This is a genomic window from Streptomyces sp. cg35 (assembly GCF_050410835.1).
GTDB lineage: Bacteria > Actinomycetota > Actinomycetes > Streptomycetales > Streptomycetaceae > Streptomyces.
Window position 1 is genome coordinate 804,707 of the sequence record NZ_CP191268.1, and the last position, 14,907, is coordinate 819,613.

Genomic DNA, 14,907 nt, shown 5'->3' on the forward strand with positions numbered 1-14,907 from the left:
TCCGTCTCCTTTGAGGAGCTCCCTCATGCAGGCTCCCAGAACCACTCTCCGAACCAACCGCACCGCCATCGGCGCCCTGTGCGTCCTGCTGTCGGCGACCGCCTGTAGCTCGGGCTCCGGCACCGAGTCGGCGCCCGAAGCCCCGAAGCTCACCCTGCGCACACCCGCGGCGACCAAGCCCCTGGAAAGCGTCACCTGGAACCTCCCCATGGGCGAGCCCAGGACGCTGGACTCGGCGAAGATCGCCGACTACTCGCCGAGCACCGTGAAGGCCAACCTCTGCGACTCCCTGCTGCGGTTGAAGCCCGACTACACCACAGGCCCGGGCCTCGCCTCCTCGTGGAGCCGCCCGGACGACACCACGCTGGTCCTGAACCTGCGCAAGGACGTCACGTTCTGGAACGGCCACCCCATGACCGCGGACGACGTCGTCGCCGGTCTCCTGCGCCAGAAGGACCCCGCGACCCAAGGCGTCAATGCGACTCTGCTGGCCAACGTCAAAACGATCACCGCGTCCGGCGCGCACCAAGTGACGGTCCGGTTCACGAGGCCGGACGAGATGTTCCTCAAGTCGCTCGCGACCGGCTTCGGCACGGTCAACGAGGCCGCGGCGATGAAACGCGCGGGCCGTTCCTACGGCACGGCCAAGGGCGGTCTGATGTGTACCGGCCCGTTCAGGCTGAGCTCGTGGAAGTCCGGCGAGTCGATCACGGCCACGCGCAACGCCGACTACTGGGACACATCCCTGAGGCCCAAGGTCCAGAAGCTCACGTTCAAGTTCATCACCGACGGCTCGACCCTGACCAGCGCCCTGCTGTCCGGACAGGTCGACGGCAGCTACGAGATCAGCTCCTCCGGTGCCCGCGCGCTGTCCGCGTCATCCGTCGGCACGCTCTACCACGGGCCCTCGGCCCAGACGAACTTCATCGCCGCCATCGGCACCGGCTCGCCCCTCGCCGACCACCGGGTCGCCGAGGCGCTGTCCCTCGTCCTCGACCACAAGTCCCTCGTCAAGAACGTGTACGCGGGTGCGGCTCAGCAGCTCAAGACGTTCAACCCGCCCTTGGTGTGGCAGCACGGCGACGCCGCCGACACCTACGCCAAGGGCTACGACGCTCTCCCCGCCGTGCCCGCGGTCGACGTCGAGCGCGCCAAGAAGCTGATCGCGCAGGCGAATCCTGCCCGGCGCACCCTGAATGTCGCCGTCGCCGCGGGCGACCAGCAGTCCCAGCAGACCCTCACCTTCCTCCAGGCGGGAGCGAAGAAGATCGGCCTCAAGCTGGTCATCAAGCAGCTCCAGCCCACACAGATGTCGGGCCTGTTCTTCGACCCGTCCCTGCGCAAGGGCCTGGACGCGACCATGGTCCTCGGCTACGTCGAGATACCCGACCCCCTCTCGTACGCGCAGCTCATGACGTCACCCACCTCGCCGTTCAACTGGACCAACTACCGCAACGCCAAGGTCACTTCCCTCCTCGGCAAGGCCCAGGCCACCCTGCGGCCCGCCGATTCGGCAGCCCTCTTCAACCAGGCACAGGCGCTGTACACGAAGGACCTGCCGGTGGTGCCGCTGGCCTCACCCTACGAGCGGCTGTTCCTCAACAAGCGGCTCAGCGGCGCGCCCGCCTCCTTCGCCTACCTCAACATGCCCTGGGCGGCCTACCTCGGCGGCACGGGGAAGGGCACCTCGTGATCGCCCGCTTCGTCGCCCGGCGCGCGGCGGCCCTGGCGGTGACGCTGCTCGTCGCGAGCGTCGCCGTCTACGGCGCCCTGTTCCTCTCCCCCGGCGACCCGGCGACTCTTCTGGTGGGCGGCGGCAAGGAGCCGAGCCCCGGGCTGCTCGCGGAGATCCACCGGCAGTACCACCTGGACGATCCGTTCCTGGAGAGCTACTGGCGCTGGCTGACCGGCATCGTCCAAGGGGACGCCGGTCAGTCGCTCAGCTACCAGGACTCCGTCACCCACCTCCTGGCCGACCGGGCCGGCAACACCGTGTTCCTCATCGTGTACGCCGCCGTGCTCATCGTCGTCCTCGGCGTCACCTCGGGCACGGTGGCCGCCCTGCGCGGCCGCCTGACCGACACCACCATGACGGTGGCCTCCACCACGCTCATGGCCGTCCCCGTGTTCGTCATGGCCACGCTCCTGATCTGGCTCTTCGCCGTACGGCTCGCCTGGCTCCCGGCGTACGGCAGCGGATCCGGATTCACCGGGCGGCTCGAACACCTCACGCTGCCCGCCGTCGCGCTCGCCGCCTCCTGGCTCGCCTACGTCGCCCAGGTGACCCGGTCGTCGGTCCGGACCGAACTCGCCTCCGAACACGTGCAGACGGCCCGCAGCCGCGGCATCGGGGAGCGCGTCGTCATCCGCAAACACATCCTGCGCAACGCCGCCGCGCCGATCGCCTCCGTCTCCGGAGTGGCCGTCGCCGGGCTCATCGCCGGCAGCGCCATCGTGGAACAGGCCTTCGGTCTCAACGGTGTCGGCGCCCTGCTGATCCGCAGCGCCGCCCAGCAGGACCTGGCGGTCGTGCAGGCGGTGGCGCTGCTCACCGTGGTGGCGTTCGCCGTGATCAACACCGTGGTGGACGTGGTCACCGCCGCCCTGGACCATCGCGTCGCTCTGGGAGGAGACCGGTGAGCACCTACCAACTGGCGTCCTTGTCCCGAGGGCGGCCCTCCACGGGCCGCTTCCGCGCCCTCACCCGTGGCCGGGGCATGCTGATCACCTCCGGAGCCGTCGTCGCCCTCGTGGTCCTGGCCGCCGTGTCCGCGCCGCTCCTCGCGCCCTACGACCCGAACGCCGTGGACCCGCTGGCGGTCTCCCAGGGCAGTTCGGCGGCGCACTGGCTCGGCACCGACGACACCGGCCGCGACCTGTTGTCGCGACTGCTGTACGGAGCCAGGCCCAGCCTTCTCGCTCCGGCCCTGATCACCGTGATCGCCGGATTGGCCGGCACAGGCCTCGCGGTGTCGGCCGCGTGGCTCGGGGGCTGGTACGACCGTCTGGTGTCCGGCTTCCTGGACCTGATCTTCGGGTTTCCCGGTCTGGTCCTGGCGGTGGTCGGGGCGGCGGTCTTCGGAGCGGGTCTGCACATCGCTGTGGCCACCCTCTCGATCGCGTACCTGCCCTACATCGCCCGCGTCGTACGCAGCTCAGCCCTGCGGGAGCGGTCCCTCCCCTATGTCTCCGCCCTCGGCATGCTCGGCATGTCGGGGCGACGGATCTGCCTACGCCATCTGCTGCCCAATCTGCTGCCCCTGATCCTGGTGCAGGCCACGACCTCCTTCGGCTACACGCTGCTCGACGTGGCGGCGTTCTCCTTCATCGGGCTCGGTACCCAACCACCCACCGCCGAATGGGGGTTGATGGTCGCGAACGGCGCGCCCGGCATCCTCGCCGGCCAGCCCGCACAGGCGCTGTACGCGGGCCTGGTCATCGTCGTCCTCGTCATCGCCTGCAACCTCTTCGGCGGCGCCCTGTCCCGCCGACTGCTGGGAGAGGACCGATGAGCACACCGCTCCTTGAATTCGACGGGCTGCGCGTCACCCTCCCGGTGAAGGGCGAGCACCGTCCCGTCATCCACCGCGTGGATCTGTCCGTGCCGGCGGGGAGCGCCGTGGGGCTGGTCGGGGAATCCGGCTCGGGAAAGTCGCTCACCGCCCGGTCGGTGCTCCGGCTGCTGCCGCCCGGCGCCCGGGTCGAGGGTGAGGTCCGCTTCGCCGGGGCGTCGGTCACCGCCATGGGCCCGGCGGCTCTGCGTGCGCTGCGCGGCCACGACGTCGCGATGATCTTCCAGGATCCGCGGGCGCACATCAATCCGCTGCGCACCATCGGCGACTTCCTCACCGAGGGACTGATCGCCACGCGCGAAGAGCGCCGCGGGAGTGCCGAGGCCAAGGCCGTGGACCTGCTGCGCGAGGTGGGCATCGCCGACGCCTCCCGTCGCCTTCGCCAGCGTCCGGCCGAGCTGTCCGGGGGGCTTCTGCAGCGGGTGATGATCGCCGCCGCGCTGCTCGGTGAGCCCCGGCTCCTGCTGGCCGACGAGCCCACCACCGCCCTGGACGTCACCACTCAGTCGGAGGTCATGGCCATCGTCGACGAGGCCCGTGCTCGGCGCGGCCTCGCGATGCTGTTCATCACCCACGACCTGGCCCTGGCCACGGCCGTCTGCGACAGCATCGCCGTCATGTACGCGGGCTCCGTCGTCGAGGAGGTGCCGGCGGCACGGCTGCACGACGGCTCCGCGCATCCGTACACCCACGCTCTGCTCGCGTCACGGCCCGAGCCGGGTGCCGGTGCGCAGCCTCTGCGGACCATCGGCGGCAGGCCACTGTCGGCGTTCGAGGCCGGGCGGGGGTGCGCCTTCGCGCCACGCTGCCCGGCCGTCCAGGACATCTGCGCGAGCGAGAGCCCGAAGCCGGCACCGGTCGAACACGGCTCGGCCGCCTGTCATTTTCCCTCGCCCACCACCCTGCACGGCGACCAGGACAGGAGCGCACGACATGACTGACGACGCCGCATCGCCCGCCCTGGAGGCGGTCGGCCTGCGCAAGACCTTCGGCGACTTCGTCGCCGTGGACGACATCACCCTGACCCTGGCGCCCGGCTCCTCGCTGGCCGTGGTCGGCGAGTCGGGCTCGGGCAAGACCACCACCGCACGCATGATCGCCGGCCTTGAGCCGCTCACAGCCGGCACGCTCCGGCTGGACGGACAGGCCCTGCCCGGGCGCCGGGCGGGAGCCGCCGCACGCCGGCGCTTCGCCCGGTGCGTACAGATGGTGTTCCAGGACCCGTACGCATCGCTGGACCGCCATCAGCGCGTGGCGGACAGCATCAGCGAAGTCCTCACGCTGCACACCGACTTGAGGGGCGACGAGCTGCGCCGCCGCACCGCCGAACTGCTCGACCAAGTGGGGCTCGGCGCACCGCAGGCCCGGTCGCTGCCGCGTTCCCTGTCCGGAGGGCAACGGCAGCGGGTGGCCATCGCACGGGCCGTGGCCGTCGAGCCGCGCCTGCTGATCCTGGACGAGGCGGTCGCCGCCCTGGACGTGTCCGTGCAGGCGCAGATCATCGCGCTGCTCAGGGAGATCCGCGAACGCTCGGACATCTCCTATCTGTTCATCACCCACGACCTCGGCATCGTCCAGCACATCTGCGACGACATCGTCGTCATGCACCGCGGACGTGTCGTCGAGAGCGGACCCACCCTTTCCGTGCTCGACAAGCCGCAGGACCCGTACACCCGCAAGCTGCTCGACTCGGTGCCACGGCGCGGCTGGAAACCCAGCCGCCGCCTTCCCTCCGCCGACACCAACCCACCGACCTCGTAACGGAGTTCAACCATGCCCTTCTCCCCCACTCTGGCCTACGCGTTCGAGATCCGCGCCCACCTTGATCCGTCCCTGCACATCGGCCACGGCGACGGAGAGGTCACCGAGTTCACCCCGATCGTCGGCGGCACCGTCGACGGTCCTCTGCTGCGCGGAAAGGTCCTCCCCGGCGGCGGCGACTGGAGCAGCACGCGCGGCGAGGTATGCGAACTCGACGCCCGCTATCTCCTTCAGGCCGACGACGGGGCCGTCATAGACATCGTCAACCGCGGCTACTACCGTCCGGCGCCGGACAGCCCGGACCAGTACGACGCGGACCTCCAGGTCACCCACGCCGGCCACTACTACCGCACCCACCCCGTCTTCCGCACCGACGCCCCAGCCCACCGCTGGCTCGCCGAGACGGTCTTCGTCGGTCTCGCCCGCCCCGAGGGAGAGGACGTGGTGGCCATCCGCATATACGCGCTGACGTAGGTCAAGGCGCCCCCCTTCCCTGGGAGAAGTCGCCGCGCTACTTCGACGCAGCCCCCCCTCCCCCCGGGAATTACCGGAACCCTATGTGCTGCCGCGGTCTTGAGACGGCCATCAAGGCGACGTGATCCGTGAAGTGCGGGCTCAGGACGCCCTCACCTACACGGAAGTCGCGTACCCGGCCGCGCACAGCCAGCAGTTGTTCACCGAGGACACCACCCGGGCCCTCCGCCGAGCGGATCAGGGGCGATCGGCCCCCGCCCACGGGACATGTGGCGGGCGGGACGGGCGATGCGGCGCGGAAGGATGAGTCCGGTCAGCGCGAGGGGAACGTGGTACGCAGCCGATAGCGCTCGCCGCTGTAGTCGACCGTCGACAGCAGTACCGGCCGCTGGTCCCGGCCGCGGATCGTCTGGTCGAGCCTGAGCACTGGCGCGCCCACCGCGATCTGGAGTTCTCGGGCGAGCTCCGGATCGGCGGCGCGGGCCTCGATGGCCGTCTCCGCGTGGTCGAGAACAACCCCGCGGACGGCGAGTTCCGCGAAGAGGGAGGCGGAGGTGAAGTCGACCTCGTCCAGGCCCGGAGCGGCCCGGTCGACGATGAGGGTGCGGTCGACTGCGATGCGTACGCCGTCGAGGAAGCGGACCCGGTCAAGGCGCAGGAGCGGAGTGCCGGCCGGGACGTCGAGCCGGTCCGCGTCGTCGAGGGTGGCGAGCACCCGCTCCCGCGTCAGCACCAGCGAACTCGCCGTCATCTGCTTGCGCCGCGCGGTGGCGGTGAAGGACTCCAAGTCGTTGGGCCACTCGCGGGCGGGCGCGGGCGCGGCGACGAACCAGCCCCGGCCGTGCGTCGCCGTCAGCAGCCCCTGCTCCACCAGGTGGGTCAGCGCCTTGCGCAGGGTGACCCGGGAGATGGCCAGGCGCACGCACAGGTCACGCTCGGACGGCAGCCGGTCGCCCGCCGCGAGTCCTTCGCGCGCGATCTCCCCGCGGATCAGATCGGCGGCCTGCTCCCACAGCGGGGCGGCACCGCTGCCACGGCGCGGGGTGGGGGCGGCTGGGCCCAATTCCGACATACGGGTTCCTCCGGTTCGACAACCTGAACCATACCACCGCATACCAGTAGAGCCCGTCAGGTCGCTCTCCCGATGGTACGTGGCTCGCTTTTGGTCTGCTTCATTAATACCAGTGTTGACCAGTTGCAGACCTCCGCATACCTTGGGAGTGTTCCCCAGTCCCACGGAGGAAGACAGATGAGTACGGCTCACGCGACGAAGCGTGCCGGAAGCGGCGTGATGGCGGTCATGCAGCGGATCGGACGCAGCCTGATGCTGCCGGTGGCGGTGCTGCCCGCGGCGGCGATCCTGCTGCGGCTCGGCAAGGACGACCTGCTGGGCCGCGAGGCCCTGCCCGAGGTCATCCGCAAGTTCGGCATGATCCTCAGCGCCGGCGGCCAGGCGGTCTTCGACAACCTGCCGCTGCTCTTCGCGATCGGTGTCGCCATCGGTTTCGCCAAGAAGTCCGACGGCTCGACAGCGCTGGCCGCAGCGGTCGGCTACCTCGTCTTCAAGAACGTCCTCGCAAGCCCGGCCTTCCCCAAGGGAGTCGACGGCCAGCCGCAGGATGCGAAGGTGCTCGGCGGCATCGTGATGGGCCTGATCTGCGCCCTGCTCTACCAGCGCTTCAGCCGGACCAAGCTCCCGGAGTGGCTGGGCTTCTTCGGCGGCCGGCGGCTCGTGCCGATCCTCAGCGCGTTCGCCGGTGTCGTGACCGGGCTCGTCTTCGGCCTGGTGTGGCCGGTCGTCGGCGGCTGGTTCTTCCACTTCGGCGAGTGGCTGGTGGGCACCGGCGCCTGGGGCGCGGGGCTGTTCGGCCTGGTGGTGCGGGCGCTCATCCCGATCGGGATGCATCACTTCTTCTCGTTCTTCCCCTGGTTCGAGGCGGGTTCGTACACCAACCCGCAGACCGGCGCCGAGGCCCACGGCGACATCGCCCGCTTCCTGGCCGGCGACCCCAGCGCCGGGCAGTTCATGACCGGCGGCTTCCCGATCTACATGTTCGCGTTGCCCGCCGCCGCCCTCGCCATCGCACACACCGCGCGGCCCGAGCGCCGTAAGGCCGTCAAGGGCATGATGATCTCGGTCGCCCTGACCTCGTTCGTCACCGGTGTCACCGAACCGCTGGAGTTCAGCTTCATGTTCGTGACGCCCGTCCTCTACGCCATCCACGCGGTGCTCTTCGGCGTCTCCATGGGCGTCAGCTACGCGCTCGGTGTCCGCGACGGCTTCGGTTTCTCCTCCGGCGCCATCGACTACGTCCTCAACTTCGGCATCGCCACCAAGCCGTGGCTGCTCATCCCGATCGGTCTGCTGTTCGCCCTCCTCTACTACGGGATCTTCCGCTTCGCCATCGTCCGGTTCGACCTGCCCACCCCGGGCCGGGAACGCGAGGACGACCCCGGGGAGGCCGCCGTGCCGCCCCCGCGCGAGCAGGAGAACGTGGCCACCGCAGCGGCGGCCCCGGGCCTCGCGACCGGCCCCGTGACTCCGCCCACCAATCCCGTGTCACCGCAGGCCGGCCCCGCGACCCCGCCGACCGGCTGACGCGCCCGCCCACGACGCCGTACGACCGCACGACCCGCGCCCCGAGCCGCCGCCCGCGCCCAGGGCCGCCGAAAGGAACCCCCATGACCGGCTCCCGCATCACCTTCCACACCGGCCAGGACCGGCAGCCCGACGCCCTGGAGCGGGTGACGGCCCACGTCCGCGCGCAGCTCTCCGGACCGGCCCGCGACCTCGCCGCCGCCCGCAGGCCGCTGTTCGCCGGGATCGGCGCCTCGTACGCCGCGCTCGCCGTGCCGGTCGCGGTGCTGCGCGCCCATGGGGTGCCCGCCCAGCGGGTGCTCGCCAGCGAGATCGAGGACGGGCTCGGCGGGTTCGACACCGACGCGCTGATCGGCGTGTCGCAGTCCGGGCGCAGTTCGGAGACGCTCGCCGCGTTCAGGGCGGCCGGTGATGTGCGCACCGCCGCCCTGATCAACGTGGCGCCGTCCCCGCTGGGCGACCTCGCGAGACTGACGCTCGATCTCGGCAACGAACCGGACTCGTACGCCTCGACCGTCGGTTTCACCGGCACCGTCGTCGCCCTCGACCTCCTCGCCGGCGCGGTCGCGGGTCGCGCCGGTGATCCGTGGGACGGCATCGCGGACCGGCTGCGCACCGTACGGGAGCGGGCAGCCGCCACGATCGCGCCGCTGCGGGCCCGCGCCGCCGCCTGCGTCGCCGCGGACTGCGTGGCCTCCGGCGCCTCGCGGGCCACCGCCGAGGAGGCCGCCCTGCTGCTGCGCGAGGTGCCGCGCCTGCCCGCCGCCGCCTCCGTCACCCGCAACTACCTGCACGGCGAGATGGAGTCGGCGGGCAACACACTGCACCTTGTGTTCGGCGACGGCCGCGAGGTCGAGCTCGCCCGCTCGCTGTCCGGCGCCGGTCACCTGACGCTGCTCGTCACCACCCGGGAGGTCGAGGCCGGCGACGCACTCGGCGTGGTCCGGCTGCCCGGGACGGACCCGGCGCCGCGCGTCGTCCTGGAGACGGCCGTCGTCCAGGAACTCGTCCAGGCCCTCAGCGCCGAACGCGACGTGCCCGTCGAGGCGTTCGTCTTCGCCAACGACGACACCAAGGAGGGCGGCGTCGACCCGGGCGACTTCGCCATCGCCTCCCCTCAGTTCTCCGGCGCCCACCGCAGCTGAACCGTCCGCCGGTTCCGTTCCGGGCGCCCGTGCCGGGGAGCAAGCCCTCCCGGCGCGGGCCGCCCGGCGCGGAACCGGGAACCCAAGGTCCGCTCCCCGGCGCGCCGACGGGCGTGCTGGAGGGGCACGCGGATGGGGGCGCGGGGCGAGGGACGGGCGACGACGAGGGGCGGCCGGCACCGTACGGGACCAGCTGGATCTACAAGCCGGGCGGCCCGCTCGGCACGCAGACCAAGCACAAATCCACTGGCGAAACCAAGTCAGCAACGTTTGGTACGGAGCCCTATGGAGGACGGCGATCCGGGCCTGCCGTGTCCGGCCACCCGCCGTGCCGGACCACGAAACCCCGCCGCGCCCCTACATCCCGGCGCCGCGCTCACCAAAGTACGTCCCGATCGTTCCCACGGTTTCCTACTCCCGACGCTCCCTGCTGGCCTGACTGCACTGGCTGCATGAGACGGAGGCGGCTTCGGGCGGGTGAAAATCCGGAGCCGCCCGGTGTCATCCGATGCGTTGCTGCCGAGCCCACGTGTCTACATCGGAGACCTTGAATTGCAGCTTCGCGTTCCGTCCGAGTAAGTGCTGTTCAACGTTGACCATCAGGCCCTGGAAGACGTCGAGCTGGTGGAGGAAGTCGCCGTACCGCCCGAGGCCACCGGCCGCCAGTACGGCTTCAGCGGAGAGACGTTGGACTTCCTCACCCACGTCGGGCTCCCACAAGCAGAGGAGTACGAGCTGGGGTTCTTCCTGCCGCAAGACTTCAACTCAGCGTTCATCTGGGACGCCACAGCGAAAGCTGCCGACGGATGGGAGACCCCTGACGAGCTCAAGACGGTCGTCAAGATCGGGAACTTCCCGATCAACCCGATCGTGATCGCTCCGGACACAGGCACCGTCTACCAGTACACGGAGGGCGTCAACCTGGTCATCCCCATCCACCAGGACATCTCCTCACTCATCAAGACCGCCCAGTCCTGGCTCGACTTCATCACCTCCTTCAGCGCCGACGACGAGGACCCCGACTCCGCGGACGCCCGTCGCCGTCAGGAAGTCGAAGCACTGATGGCGTACATCCGCGAAGTCGATCCGCTGCCGTTCGCCAACCAGTACAGCGAGTGGAACGAGCTCTTCGACAACCTCCAGGGCGGGATGTACACGTAACCGCCCCCTGCAGCGCGGCCATCACCGGCGCCTTCGGCCGATCCGGACCGACCGCGCCCGCCGATTCACCAAGTCGAGCCGGGCCAGGGCGTGGGGCAGCCCTGGCCGCGCTCGGTGCGGGGCGTGGCCACGGGTGAGCGACCGCCTTGCACCCCATGGACGGCGGTCAACGCACGAAGGACGCCGCCGAGACCCTACGGGCCCACTGACAGATGGGCGACGCCCCCACTGACGCGCTGATGCCGCTCCTCGAAGCCAATGACATCCGCATCGTTGCTCTACCGACCGACTGCGGAGACGTAGGGGCGTTGTTCACACGCCAGTCCGGGACACCCTTCGTCTTCCTCCCATCCCGTCTGGACGGCGAACAGGCACGGCGGCACCTCCCCCACGAACTCGGGCAACGCGTCCTTGGCCATAGCCGGCCGGGCCACCGGGTCTCGCGCACTGCGGCCGTCCCGTCCGCCTCTGCTTTCCTCATGCCCCGTACTGCCGTCGTCGCCTCGACGCTCCGCACCGCCACTCTCGAACGCTTGGCCGCAGAAGCCGGCGACTGGGGTGTTTCGATATCCGCTGTTCTCCACCGCCTGCATGAACTGGAGCTTTCCCCGAGTGGTCCCACAGATCCACCGACCAAAGACTCGGTGGCGAAACGACCCCCCACCTCCCGTCCGGAGCCGGTTCCGATGAACGCAGCCGCCTGCTGCCCAAAGCCGTGGCTCACCTTCGAGCCCGCGGGCTTCCCGTCGACTCCGTCGCGGAGTTGACCGCCCTTCACATCGACGACCCTCCGCGCTGGGCGACGACGACCGGCCCAGCGCCTCCTGCTTCCGCCGAGAAGCAGAAGCACCAGAGCGGGTCCGGCTGCGGATCTTGCTGCCGCCCAGGACGGCCGCAGTGATCACTGCGGCGGTGGCGGCGAGGGCGGGGCCTCCGTAGGCGATGGTGTGCTGGAGGGAGGTGGCTGCGACGTATCCCGTGGTGGCTTCGGCGCAGGCCCACACCGGTCCGGCGAGCAGGCTGTAGGGGGCGATGCGCCGGTAGGGCAGGTGGGTCGCCCCGGCCAGGTGCGGGGTCAGGGTGCGTACGACGGGGACGAAGCGGGACAGGAAGACGGCCTGGCCGCCGCGTCGGGCCATGAGTGCTTCGGCTCGCTGCCAGGCGGCGGTGGGGATGCGGCGGCCGAGCCGTCCGGTGCGCAGGTGGCTGCCGAGCATGTGTCCGGTGCGGTGGCCGAGGGCGTCCCCGGCGACGACCGCGCCCGAGGCGGTGGCGATGACCAGAACGAGGTTCAGGTCGCCGGCGCGAGCCAGGGTTCCGGAGGCCAGCAAGAGAGTCAGGGTCGGGATGAACGCGCCGATCAGCAGCACGGACTCGGCCAGCACCGCGGCGGCCAGGATCGCGTAGGCGGCCTGGGCGGGAACGTGACTGATCAGTCCGGTCAGCGTGTTCACCGGTCTGCACCGGCCATGATGTGCTGCGCTGCCGGGACGGATGCGCGGGCGGGGCGGCGCAGCTGCCAGACGTTGGCCGGGGGCAGGTTGCCCCACACGGTCCAGCAGCCGGTGGCGTACCTGCGCTGGTAGTCGGCGAGGACCTCTTCGACGGCGCGGTGACGGCGGGCTTCGCTGCGGGAGGCGGTCAGGGCGCGGGCGTAGCGGGTGCCGCGGTAGGCGAAGTAGGTGAGGGTGCCGCCGGGGTGGAGCAGTTCCATGTACCGGTTCATGATCGTCTCGACCTGGGCGGGGGTGAAGTTGGTGAAGGGCAGGCCGGAGACGATCACGTCGTAAAGGCGGCCGGTGTCGAGCTGTTCGACGAGGGTGTGGTGGACGCGGACCCGTTCACTCCGGCCGACGAGCCGCGGATGAGTGCGGACGAGGCGGCGCAGCTGGGAGGCGAAGCGCGCGTTGGCCTCGACGATGTCCAGTCGGCTGCTCGGGGAGAGGCGGGGGATCAGGGTGCGGGTGACGGAGCCGGTGCCCGCGCCCGCCTCCAGGACGTTGAGGGGCTGCGTTGCGTGTTCCTGGACCGGGTCGGTGAGCAGGCGGGCGAGCGCTTTGCTGCTGGGAGCGATGGCTCCGGTGGTGCGCAGGTCGCGGGCTGCTTCGATGAGAAACATCCAGCCCTCGGCGTTGCGCTGCGCGAGGACACGGTCGTGTGAGGTGGTCCAATCGTCCATGTCTTCGACGCTAAGGACGCTCGCTCTCCTGCGGATCATCCCTTGTGCGTCCGCCTTCCCCTACGAAAGTAGGGGGTCGCCGTGGCGGAACGGTGGCCGTGACGCAGACGGCCGCCTGCCTACGCTGCGCAGATGAAGCGGGAACAGAACCACAGGTGGGCCGCGTACGGTCGCTACGGCCTGGTGGTGTTGCTGACGCTGGCCGCGGTCCAGAACACGGCATCGAGCGCCGGCGGCCACTACGGCGGCGCCCGCACAGCGGTGGCGCTCGCGTGCGGGCTCGCCCTGCTGCTGCGCCGCGGCCCCTGGTGGCTCGCCCCGACTCTCACGACGGCGGCGGCGGGTGTGTGGGGGTGGCCCATGCTCCCGCTGTTCCTGCTGGCCCTGTTCGACCTCGCCTCCCGCCGCCGCACCCTGGCAGCCGTGGTCTGCTCTGCCGTGGCCCTCACCGGCAACGCCGTCCTACGCCCGGTGGTGTCCTTGTGGAGCCCGCAACCCTATGGTTCGGTGCTCTTTGTGCTGCTGGCCGTGGTGGGCGGGCTGTGGATGGGAAACCGCCGCCGCCTGGTCGAGGCGCTGAATACTCAGGTGGATCATCTGCGGACCGAGCGGGAACTACGCGAGCAGGCCGCACGCATGGCCGAGCGGTCCGCGATCGCGGCGGAGATGCACGACGTACTCGCCCACCGGCTCAGCCTGATCGCCCTTCACACGGGTGTCCTCGCCACGAAAAAGGATGCCCTGCCCGATCCCGTCGTCGAACGCCTCAGCCTGCTGCGTACCACCTCCACCGAGGCTCTGACCGACCTGCGCGACGTGCTTGGCGCCCTGCGTACCGATACCTCTGCTGCCACCGACCCGCCCGCACCGGCCCTGCGCGACGTCGAAGAGATGATCGGGCAGTCCCGGGCGGCCGGACAGGTCATCGGCACGATGGTCGAGGGCAGTCCTGAACAGGCGCCCGCGGCGCACCGTCTGGCCGTCTACCGGTTGGTCCAGGAAGCATTGACCAATGCCCGCAAGCACGCCCCCGACGCGCCCGTCCACGTCCGCGTCGACTACGGGCCACCCGCCACCCTGATCGAAGTCACCAACCCTCCCAGCACGAACCTCCGCGGCGCCCCGGCGGTTCCCTCCGGATTCGGCCTCATCGGACTGCGCGAGCGCGTCGAAGCACTGGGCGGGCACTTGAACGCCGGCCCCGGCGGCGCCGGGAACTGGCGACTGGCCGCCCGCATCCCCCACCCCGTCACCGAACAGAACGGCCCCCGTACGTGATCCGCGCCATGGTCGTCGACGACGACGCCCTCGTCCGCCTCGGACTGACCGACCTCCTCGCCAGCGACGACGCCATCGAGGTTGTCGCCCAGGCCACCGACGGCCTCCACGCCATCGAGCAGGCCACCGCCCACCACATCGACGTCGCCCTGGTCGACGTCCGCATGCCCCGTATGGACGGCATCGCTGCCACTCGGCGGCTGCGTGCCCTGCCCCACCCACCGAAGGTCATCACCCTGACCACCTTCGACCTCGACGAGTACGTCTACGACGCACTGGCCGCGGGCGCCGACGGCTTCCTCCTCAAGGACACCGACCCCGCTGAAATCTTGCGAGCCGTCCACCTCGTCGCCGCCGGTTCCGCCATGCTCCACCCCACCGCCGCCCGCCGCCTCATCGATCGCTACCACCACACGGGCCGCCCTCAGGCCACCCAGGCCCAAGCCCGCATCGCACCTCTCACCCCACGTGAAAAGGACGTCCTGGCGCTGCTCGCTAAAGGGGACACCAACGCCGATATTGCGAAATCCCTCGGCATGCAGGAGAGCACCGTCAAATCCCACGTCAGCCGTATCTTGACCACCCTGGGCGTCACCAACCGGGTCCAGGCCGCGCTCTTGGCCCGCGACGCCGGCCTCACCCCCTGAGCGCCCTCCCGACATCACCGCCGCCATGTGCCTGCGAACGCGTCCGCGCGGTTTTCGGACCACGCACCGGGCCCGGGACGAACGCTCTGTT

14 protein-coding genes and 1 pseudogene are annotated in these 14,907 nt (G+C 70.5%); 12 read left to right on the forward strand and 3 right to left on the reverse strand.

Going from position 1 to position 14,907, the window contains the following annotated elements; all coding sequences use genetic code 11:
- Positions 1 to 25 precede the first annotated feature (25 nt).
- From ACQUQD_RS03930 to ACQUQD_RS03955, 6 genes are read left to right on the forward strand one after another with little or no spacing between them, the layout of a single operon-like run.
- Positions 26 to 1,693, forward strand: a complete 1,668-nt coding sequence (locus ACQUQD_RS03930; protein WP_428950506.1) for an ABC transporter substrate-binding protein — start codon at positions 26 to 28, stop codon at positions 1,691 to 1,693.
- A complete protein-coding gene (locus ACQUQD_RS03935) occupies positions 1,690 to 2,640 on the forward strand; it encodes an ABC transporter permease (protein WP_428950507.1) in 951 nt (316 codons plus the stop codon). Before ACQUQD_RS03930 ends, ACQUQD_RS03935 begins: the two co-directional genes overlap by 4 nt.
- The gene (locus tag ACQUQD_RS03940) at positions 2,637 to 3,512 is read left to right on the forward strand and encodes an ABC transporter permease (RefSeq protein WP_428950508.1); all 876 of its coding nucleotides are present in this window, start codon (positions 2,637 to 2,639) and stop codon (positions 3,510 to 3,512) included. The genes ACQUQD_RS03935 and ACQUQD_RS03940 overlap by 4 nt, the downstream gene beginning before the upstream one ends.
- Positions 3,509 to 4,513 carry an ABC transporter ATP-binding protein gene (locus ACQUQD_RS03945; RefSeq protein WP_428950509.1) on the forward strand — a complete coding sequence of 335 codons (1,005 nt, stop codon included), beginning with the start codon at positions 3,509 to 3,511 and terminating at the stop codon, positions 4,511 to 4,513. The genes ACQUQD_RS03940 and ACQUQD_RS03945 overlap by 4 nt, the downstream gene beginning before the upstream one ends.
- Positions 4,506 to 5,333, forward strand: coding sequence for an ABC transporter ATP-binding protein (locus ACQUQD_RS03950; RefSeq protein ID WP_428950510.1), 828 nt, complete (start codon positions 4,506 to 4,508; stop codon positions 5,331 to 5,333). The genes ACQUQD_RS03945 and ACQUQD_RS03950 overlap by 8 nt, the downstream gene beginning before the upstream one ends.
- Positions 5,334 to 5,345: 12 nt before the next feature.
- Positions 5,346 to 5,807: a DUF3237 domain-containing protein gene (locus ACQUQD_RS03955; RefSeq protein ID WP_428950511.1), complete on the forward strand. Its 462-nt coding sequence runs from the start codon at positions 5,346 to 5,348 to the stop codon at positions 5,805 to 5,807.
- Between the two features lie 313 nt (positions 5,808 to 6,120).
- Here the strand turns inward: ACQUQD_RS03955 and ACQUQD_RS03960 are convergent, their stop codons facing one another.
- Positions 6,121 to 6,879 carry a GntR family transcriptional regulator gene (locus ACQUQD_RS03960; protein WP_428950512.1) on the reverse strand — a complete coding sequence of 253 codons (759 nt, stop codon included), beginning with the start codon at positions 6,877 to 6,879 and terminating at the stop codon, positions 6,121 to 6,123.
- A gap of 177 nt (positions 6,880 to 7,056) precedes the next feature.
- Here ACQUQD_RS03960 and ACQUQD_RS03965 point away from each other — a divergent pair, with 177 nt between their 5' ends.
- From ACQUQD_RS03965 to ACQUQD_RS03980, 4 genes are all read left to right on the forward strand, one after another.
- A complete protein-coding gene (locus tag ACQUQD_RS03965; RefSeq protein WP_428950513.1) occupies positions 7,057 to 8,406 on the forward strand; it encodes a PTS transporter subunit EIIC in 1,350 nt (449 codons plus the stop codon).
- An 83-nt stretch (positions 8,407 to 8,489) separates the two neighbouring features.
- Positions 8,490 to 9,551, forward strand: coding sequence for an SIS domain-containing protein (locus tag ACQUQD_RS03970; RefSeq protein WP_428950514.1), 1,062 nt, complete (start codon positions 8,490 to 8,492; stop codon positions 9,549 to 9,551).
- A 579-nt stretch (positions 9,552 to 10,130) separates the two neighbouring features.
- Positions 10,131 to 10,712 carry an SUKH-4 family immunity protein gene (locus ACQUQD_RS03975; protein ID WP_428950515.1) on the forward strand — a complete coding sequence of 194 codons (582 nt, stop codon included), beginning with the start codon at positions 10,131 to 10,133 and terminating at the stop codon, positions 10,710 to 10,712.
- Positions 10,713 to 10,951: 239 nt separating this feature from the next.
- Positions 10,952 to 11,479, forward strand: a complete 528-nt coding sequence (locus ACQUQD_RS03980; RefSeq protein ID WP_428957447.1) for an ImmA/IrrE family metallo-endopeptidase — start codon at positions 10,952 to 10,954, stop codon at positions 11,477 to 11,479.
- Positions 11,480 to 11,743: 264 nt separating this feature from the next.
- On the opposite strand, the pseudogene ACQUQD_RS03985 reads toward ACQUQD_RS03980, so the two are convergent.
- Both ACQUQD_RS03985 and ACQUQD_RS03990 read right to left on the reverse strand, forming a co-directional pair.
- Positions 11,744 to 12,262, reverse strand: a pseudogene (locus tag ACQUQD_RS03985) (DedA family protein); the annotation flags it as partial.
- The gene (locus ACQUQD_RS03990; RefSeq protein WP_428950516.1) at positions 12,163 to 12,891 is read right to left on the reverse strand and encodes a class I SAM-dependent methyltransferase; all 729 of its coding nucleotides are present in this window, start codon (positions 12,889 to 12,891) and stop codon (positions 12,163 to 12,165) included. The gene ACQUQD_RS03990 and the pseudogene ACQUQD_RS03985, both read right to left, overlap by 100 nt.
- 132 nt (positions 12,892 to 13,023) lie before the next feature.
- On the opposite strand from ACQUQD_RS03990, the gene ACQUQD_RS03995 reads away from it, so the two are divergent.
- The gene (locus ACQUQD_RS03995; protein ID WP_428950517.1) at positions 13,024 to 14,169 is read left to right on the forward strand and encodes a sensor histidine kinase; all 1,146 of its coding nucleotides are present in this window, start codon (positions 13,024 to 13,026) and stop codon (positions 14,167 to 14,169) included.
- Entirely contained in the window at positions 14,166 to 14,816 is a 651-nt protein-coding gene (locus ACQUQD_RS04000) for a response regulator (RefSeq protein WP_428950518.1), read from the forward strand. Before ACQUQD_RS03995 ends, ACQUQD_RS04000 begins: the two co-directional genes overlap by 4 nt.
- The last annotated feature ends 91 nt before the right edge of the window (positions 14,817 to 14,907 follow it).

Coding starts and splice junctions, on each gene's coding strand:
- ACQUQD_RS03930 (WP_428950506.1), top strand. CDS start 26: ATGCAGGCTCCCAGAACCACTCTCCGAACCAACCGCACCGCCATCGGC.
- ACQUQD_RS03945 (WP_428950509.1), top strand. CDS start 3,509: ATGAGCACACCGCTCCTTGAATTCGACGGGCTGCGCGTCACCCTCCCG.
- ACQUQD_RS03950 (WP_428950510.1), top strand. CDS start 4,506: ATGACTGACGACGCCGCATCGCCCGCCCTGGAGGCGGTCGGCCTGCGC.
- ACQUQD_RS03955 (WP_428950511.1), top strand. CDS start 5,346: ATGCCCTTCTCCCCCACTCTGGCCTACGCGTTCGAGATCCGCGCCCAC.
- ACQUQD_RS03960 (WP_428950512.1), bottom strand. CDS start 6,879: ATGTCGGAATTGGGCCCAGCCGCCCCCACCCCGCGCCGTGGCAGCGGT.
- ACQUQD_RS03965 (WP_428950513.1), top strand. CDS start 7,057: ATGAGTACGGCTCACGCGACGAAGCGTGCCGGAAGCGGCGTGATGGCG.
- ACQUQD_RS03970 (WP_428950514.1), top strand. CDS start 8,490: ATGACCGGCTCCCGCATCACCTTCCACACCGGCCAGGACCGGCAGCCC.
- ACQUQD_RS03980 (WP_428957447.1), top strand. CDS start 10,952: ATGCCGCTCCTCGAAGCCAATGACATCCGCATCGTTGCTCTACCGACC.
- ACQUQD_RS03990 (WP_428950516.1), bottom strand. CDS start 12,891: ATGGACGATTGGACCACCTCACACGACCGTGTCCTCGCGCAGCGCAAC.
- ACQUQD_RS03995 (WP_428950517.1), top strand. CDS start 13,024: ATGAAGCGGGAACAGAACCACAGGTGGGCCGCGTACGGTCGCTACGGC.